This window comes from Streptomyces sp. Tue6028, assembly GCF_002300165.1.
Lineage (GTDB): Bacteria > Actinomycetota > Actinomycetes > Streptomycetales > Streptomycetaceae > Streptomyces > Streptomyces siamensis.
Window position 1 is genome coordinate 21,734 of sequence record NZ_MLCE01000039.1, and the last position, 6,499, is coordinate 28,232.

Consider the following 6,499-nt stretch of genomic DNA (forward strand, 5'->3'; position numbering starts at 1 on the left):
CGTGCCGGAGACCGCCTGCGCGCGGCCCGTCGTTGCCGGGGCGGGCCCCAGGGACCCGCCCGTCCAAGGAAGGTGGGACCGTCGCCGTACCCGGCGTTCAGTCCGCCAGCCGGCCGATCGCGTCGGCGACCGGCCCCACCCCGTCCTCCGCGCCGATCCGCGCGGCCAGCGCGGTGGCGCGCCGCCGGTACGACGGATCACCGGTGGCCCGCACCAGCGCGGCCGCGAGCCGTGCCGCGCTGAGACCGCGCAGCGGCACGGCGCCCGGTGACACACCGAGGGAGACGAGCCGCGTGGCCCAGAACCCCTCGTCGAACTGGATCGGCACGGGCACGGCCGGGACCCCGGCCCGCAGACCGGCCGCCGTCGTGCCCGCCCCGGCGTGATGCACCACCGCGGCCATCCGCGGGAAGAGCCGTGAGTGCGGGACCTCTCCGACCGTGAACATGTCGTCGCCCGTGGCGTGCAGTTCGCCCCAGCCCCGCTGGATCACCCCGCGCAGCCCGGCCGCTCGCAGGGCGCGGACGACGTGTGCGCTCAGCCGGCCGGGGTCGGGCACCGTCGCGCTGCCGAGGCCCACGAAGACCGGGGGAGGACCGGCGTCCAGGAAGTCCAGCAGTGCGGCGGGCAGTTGCGCGTCGGCGCCGTCGTACGGCCACCAGTACCCGGCGACGTCGAGCCCGGCCCGCCAGTCGCGCGGGCGGCGCACCACGTGCGGGCTGAAGCCGTGGTGCACGGGCCAGCTCTGCCGTTCGCGGGCGCGGCGCACGGCACCGGGGCCGAGGCGCGGCAGGCCGAGCCGGCTCCGCAGGGTGCGCACGGTCTCGGCGAAGACCCGTTCCACGGCCATGTTCACCCCGTGTCCCGCGGCCCGGTTCACCGCGGGGCCCCAGGAGCGGACCCCGGTCACGGGAGGCGCGAAGTCCCCGGTGGGGGCCAGCGGCTGGAGGTAGACACCCATGCTCGGCAGCGACAGCCCCTCGGCGACGGTGTGCCCGAGCGGACCCAGCGAACCGGACAGCAGGAGCACGTCGCTGGCGTGTGCCGCCTCGACGAGGTCGTCGGCCATCCGCCCGACCAGCGCCCGCGCCATCCCGACGAGCCGGATCAGCTTTCCGGCCCCCGTGGCGCTGCGGTGCAGCCCCCGCCCGCGGGTGGATTCCAGTTCGGCGCGGGGATCGACGGGCAGGGCGTGGAAGCCCACGCCCGAGCCGGCCACCAGATACTCGAAGCACCCGTGCGTCACCAAGGTGACCTCGTGTCCGGCGCGCGCCAGTCCGTGCCCGAGCCCGGTGTAGGGCGCCACGTCGCCCCGCGACCCCGCGGTCATGATCGCTACTCGCACGACGGCCAGTATGGCGGGGTCCGAGACCGATGGACCCTCGCTTCCCGGCCGCGATACGGCGTTTCCCGCCCGATGCGGCACCGCGCGCCGCCCGACCTGCCCCGGCGCGCGGCCGTCCGAGCGCGACGCACGCCGAACGGGAGGGCCTCGGCGCGGCCCGCCGCCCGGGTCCGGTCGGCCCATCGCGTGATGAATTGATTCGGTCATGGCGCAAAATCGCTCTAGCTCCCCTGCGAGCCGGGTGATCGAATCGGTCCTCGATTGAACAGAGTGGTGGGGTGGGCTTGCGTGACTGCGGTGTCGTACGTGGATGTGCATCGGCAGATGGCCGCGGAGATCGAGCGGGAGCGGGAGGCCGCGCTCGGGCTGATCGGCCCGTCGGCCCCGTCCGTCCGGGCCGTCGTGGCCGCGCTCCTGCGGCACCGCACCTTCAAGTACCCCCTGTCGGTGCTGCCGCTGATCGTCCACGCCGCCGAGACCGGCGCGCTCGAACCGGCCCTTCCGCTGGCCGTCGTCCATGACCTGTGGTGGACCTCGGCCTGCTGCCTCGACGACCTCGCCGACGGCCAGGGAACCTTCGCCGTCGGCGACCTCGACGAGAGCGACGCCCTGCTCGCCACCGTGATCGGCGGAACGCCCCTGCCCCTGCTGGTCGTCCAGTCGGAGCGGATCCCGGAGCAGGTGCGCGGCGCCCTGTCGGCGGAGGTCGTGCGGTGCTGGATCGGCGCGACCGAGGGCCAGTTGAGAGACCTCCACGGAGACGCGGCCACCGCCACCCGTGCGTCGGTGGCCGCCGCGTACCTGGGGAAGTCCGGCGCCCCGTACAGCATGATCACCACCATGGCCGCGGAGCTGGCCGGCGCCGCGAAACCGCGGGTGGAGCTGTGGCGCGAATTCGGCGACGTGTTCGGGGTGCTCTGGCAGATCTTCAACGACCAGGAGGACATCCTGTCCGGTCGCGACGAGGACCTCCTGAACGGGACAGTGACCTATCTGCTCGCCTGCGCGCTGGACGGGACCGCCCCGCATTCCACCGCCCGCGTCCTCGCGTTGCACACCGCCGCGCGGACATCGTCGCAGGCCCGGACGGAACTCACCGACGTGCTGCTCGCGCCCGCCGTGCTGCGTCGCTTCGCGCAGGACATCGACGAGTTCCGCCACCGGGCCCACCGCATTCTGGACGAACTCGGCGGCGACCAGACCTTCGTGCCCGTCCTGCGCGACCTCGTGGACCGGTCGTCCGTCATGCGTCTCCAGCCGCGTGCCGTCACCGAGACCGCGATGGCGCTCTGAGCGCTCGCGCAGACAGGCGCGGTGGGGCGCCCCGGGAGTAGAGCAGGCACCGGACGTGGTGAGCCGGATGCGGCCCGATCGGTAGCTCGGCGAGGCACGCTTGGCGACCACTCCCTCCAGACCTTGAGCACGAAGGGAGTCGCACCGGACCACCGCGATCTCGCGGTCATCGGTGGCCGGCACCGCCTGCGGCGGTGGCCCGACGCCGCCGAGCACGTCGAGCGGCAGCGCGCGCCTCTCGCTGTACGGCCGGCTCAGGACGTCTCCGGACTCGGCGTGCGACAAGATGTCCCGGGCCGAAGCGCGCGGGTTGCCGGAATCCTGGACCCGTCCCACGGAAAACCCGCATGTCGACGACCGCATTCCGCCGGGCTCCAACGATGGGCTCGCGCCCGCGGTGGGTTGCCCGGGGCCATGGCCACAGGCGTACGGAGGGGTTTGGGAAGGCTGGGTGGCCCGGCCGTCTAGGTCGCGTCCGCCGGGGTGATCGTCTCGGTGAATCCGATGGCGAACGCCTTGAGCGCGCGGTTGAGTCGCGGGGCGAAGTCGAGCGCGACGTGGCCCCATCGCGGCTCCTGTTCGTACAGCGCCGCGAGGGTGGGAGTCGGATGGGACACCTGCCAGAAGCCGGAGGCCAGCGTGATCGCCACGGCCAGCAGATTGCCGATCTGTTCGAGCGTCATGCTGCTCGCGCGATCGAGCGCGGTGGCGATCTCATCGTGCGCGGCGAAGGCGTTGGTCTTGTACCGGCGGGCCCGTTCGATGTCGACGTCGCCTTCGAGGCTCAACGCGACGTGGGTCAGCAGGTCGCAGAAGACCGGCAGCGCGACCAAGGTCTCGCTGACGACCGCCGCGGTCTGCGCGGGCCCGAGCCCGGTTCGACCGGCGACCTCGCCCTTGATCGCGTCCCGCCACTGTCCCCAACCGCGTTCGGCCAGTTCGAGGAGCAGCTCCTCCTTGCTGGCGAAATAGCGCCGTACACCGGTGCGGTGCAGGCCGGCCCGCTCGGTGACCGGCGCCAGCGTGACGTACCGGACGCCCCCGAGTTCGAGCGCGAGCGCTTCCGCCGCCTTCAGCAGATCTTCCGAGCGGCGTGTCTTGTCTTCCGCCGACCGAGCCCTCTGGTGCATACCGGAAGCGTAACGCACGCAGAGATGCGCTAACAGCGGCGCGGTGGTACGGTCGAGATAACGCATCACGATGTGCGTTAAATGTGGAAGGGAACCACCATGAAGGCCGTACAAGCCAGCCAGTTCGGCGCCCCGAGCGTGCTCACCATCACCGACCTGCCGGATCCGACCCCTGGACCTGGTCAGATCGCGATCGACGTCACCCACGCCGCCGTCGGACTCATCGACGTCTACATCCGGCAGGGCCTGTTCAAGGACGTTCCCGGGCTGCCGCGGCCGCCGTACGTTCCCGGTCTCGAGGTCGCCGGCACCGTGCGCGCACTCGGTGAGGGCGTCACCGGCTTCGCCGTCGGTGAGAAGGTGGTGTCACTGTCCGCCGACGCGACAGGCGGATACGCGTCCGTGTACGTCAGCGACCAGGCGCGGGTCGTGTCGACGCAGGACTACGACATCGATCCCGCCCTTGCCGTCGCCGTCGTCCCCAACGCGATCATGGCCCACATCGCGCTCACCCGCGCCATCAGCATGTCCGCAGGGGAAAGCGTCCTCATCCACGGCGCGCTGGGCGGGCTGGCCGCCGCCTTCCCCGGCATCGCCCGACAGCTCGGCGCATCCCGGGTGGTCGGCACGGTCCGTTCCGAGAGGACGGGCGCGGCGGCCGCCAGCAGGCTGCCCTACGACACCATCGTCGACTCCGCTCACCTGCCCGACGTGCTCGACGGTGAGAAGTTCGACGTCATCGTCGACCCCGTCGGTGGGCTCGTCCGTACCCGGAGCCTGGACCTGCTCGCACCGTCAGGCCGTCTCCTGCTGGTCGGCAACGCCAGCGGCGACTGGGACCACCGCATCGACGGCAACCGTGTCTGGCAGGGCAACATCACCGTCGCCGGGTTCAACGCCGGCGGCTACGTGCCGGCCCACCCCGAGGCCGTTCAGCCCGCCGCCGAGGCCGCGCTGAAGGCGGTCGCGGGCGGACTGGCCGACACCGAGATCGAGGTCCTCCCCTTGGCTGACGCGGCGACCGCACACGAACGGCTCGAGAACCACGCGACCGACGGCCGCATCGTCCTCACCCCATGAGCGGCAATTCCACCCGCTGTCGAGGTGCCGGTCCGGTGCAGCGCCAAGTGAAAGGCACAGCACCCCCGGTCAGCGGATTCGAGACAGTGCCTTGTCGGGGTCCCAGCGGGGGGCGGGGAGCCATGATGGCAGTGCAGGCACAGGTCTCCTCGGTGATCACAGAGCGTCGCAACTCCATGATCACCACGTCCTGTGCCTGTTCTGCTCCCGGGGCGCCCCACTGCGCCTGTCTGCGCGAGCTCTAACCCCTCACCCCCGTGAGCAGCAGTACGGCCGGCGACACCAGGGCGAGGGCCGTGCAGGTCAGGACACCCGCGCACCAGCGCCGCCGCAGCCGGCGGTACCTGTCCTCGTACTCGGCCCGCAGCTCGCCGCCGCGTCGCGCGACGTGCTGCCAGGAGCGCCGGGCGAGGACCAGGTGCTCCGCCGCGTAGCGCTCCTGCACCTCCGCCCGCTGGGTGTCCGACAGCCAGGGCAGCGACCGGGCGAAACGCTCCGCCTCGGCGCGCCCCTCGGCACGGGCGGCCTCGACGAGCAGGTGGCCTTCGAGTTCGCGTATCAGCGGCGACACGTCGAGCGGCCGGTCGTCCATGGCGGTCACCGGAGTTCCCTCCCGGCGGACGGCAGAGACAGGTCCGCCGCCGCGGTGCCGGGATGGTGCAGGTCGAAGGCCGGGGATTCGGAGCGGATCCGCGGCAGGGTGAGGAAGTTGTGCCGCGGCGGCGGGCAGGACGTCGCCCACTCCAGCGAACGGCCGTAGCCCCACGGGTCGTCGACGCCGACCGGCTCGCCGTACCTGGCGGTCTTCCAGACGTTGTAGAAGAACGGCAGGAACGAGAGTCCGAGAAGGAAGGACGAGATGGTCGACACCGTGTTCAGGGCCGTGAGTCCTTCCACCGCCAGATAGTCGGGGATCCGGCGCTGCATGCCATTGGCACCCAGCCAGTGCTGCACCAGGAACGTGCCGTGGAAGCCGGCGAACAGCGTCCAGAAAGTGATTTTCCCGAGGCGCTCGTCGAGCATCTTCCCCGTGAACTTCGGCCACCAGAAATGGAATCCCGAGAACATCGCGAAGACGACCGTCCCGAAGACCACGTAGTGGAAGTGGGCGACCACGAAATACGAGTCGGACAGGGGGAAGTCCACCGGCGGCGAGGCGAGCATCACGCCCGTCAGACCGCCGAAGACGAACGTGACGAGGAAACCGGTCGCCCACAGCATCGGTGTCTCGAAGGACAGGGATCCCTGCCACATCGTTCCGATCCAGTTGAAGAACTTCACACCCGTCGGAACGGCGATGAGGAACGTCATGAAGGAGAAGAACGGGAGCAGCACACCGCCGGTGACGTACATGTGGTGGGCCCACACCGTCACGGACAGACCGGCGATCGCGATGGTCGCGCCGATCAGGCCCATGTAACCGAACATCGGCTTGCGCGAGAACACCGGGATGACCTCGGAGATGATTCCGAAGAACGGCAGCGCGATGATGTACACCTCTGGATGGCCGAAGAACCAGAAGAGGTGCTGCCACAGCAGCGCGCCCCCGTTCGCCGCGTCGAAGACATGCGCACCGAACGCACGGTCCGCCTCCAGCGCGAACAGGGCCGCCGCGAGGACGGGGAACGCCAGCAGCACCAGCACACCGGTC

6 protein-coding genes are annotated in these 6,499 nt (G+C 71.1%); 2 read left to right on the forward strand and 4 right to left on the reverse strand.

Annotation, left to right across the window (positions count from 1 at the left end; translation table 11 throughout):
- Positions 1 to 97: 97 nt before the first annotated feature.
- Positions 98 to 1,330 (reverse strand): glycosyltransferase, encoded by a 1,233-nt coding sequence (locus BKI49_RS34380; RefSeq protein WP_095938233.1) that lies wholly within the window; start codon positions 1,328 to 1,330, stop codon positions 98 to 100.
- A gap of 321 nt (positions 1,331 to 1,651) precedes the next feature.
- Between BKI49_RS34380 and BKI49_RS34385 the strand changes: the two genes are divergently transcribed.
- A complete protein-coding gene (locus BKI49_RS34385; protein WP_257005068.1) occupies positions 1,652 to 2,638 on the forward strand; it encodes a polyprenyl synthetase family protein in 987 nt (328 codons plus the stop codon).
- Between the two features lie 464 nt (positions 2,639 to 3,102).
- Here the strand turns inward: BKI49_RS34385 and BKI49_RS34390 are convergent, their stop codons facing one another.
- Complete coding sequence (locus tag BKI49_RS34390; RefSeq protein ID WP_257005069.1) at positions 3,103 to 3,834, reverse strand: TetR family transcriptional regulator; 732 nt, start codon at positions 3,832 to 3,834, stop codon at positions 3,103 to 3,105.
- Positions 3,835 to 3,867: 33 nt separating this feature from the next.
- Between BKI49_RS34390 and BKI49_RS34395 the strand changes: the two genes are divergently transcribed.
- On the forward strand, positions 3,868 to 4,848 hold the full coding sequence (locus BKI49_RS34395; protein ID WP_095938235.1) for a quinone oxidoreductase family protein: 981 nt from the start codon (positions 3,868 to 3,870) through the stop codon (positions 4,846 to 4,848).
- 241 nt (positions 4,849 to 5,089) lie between these two features.
- Here BKI49_RS34395 and BKI49_RS34400 read toward each other — a convergent pair whose 3' ends face one another.
- Both BKI49_RS34400 and BKI49_RS34405 read right to left on the reverse strand, forming a co-directional pair.
- On the reverse strand, positions 5,090 to 5,440 hold the full coding sequence (locus BKI49_RS34400) for a hypothetical protein (protein ID WP_095938261.1): 351 nt from the start codon (positions 5,438 to 5,440) through the stop codon (positions 5,090 to 5,092).
- A 5-nt stretch (positions 5,441 to 5,445) separates the two neighbouring features.
- Positions 5,446 to 6,499 (reverse strand): cytochrome c oxidase subunit I (locus BKI49_RS34405; RefSeq protein WP_179332677.1); only part of this gene is annotated, 1,054 nt, incomplete at its 5' end.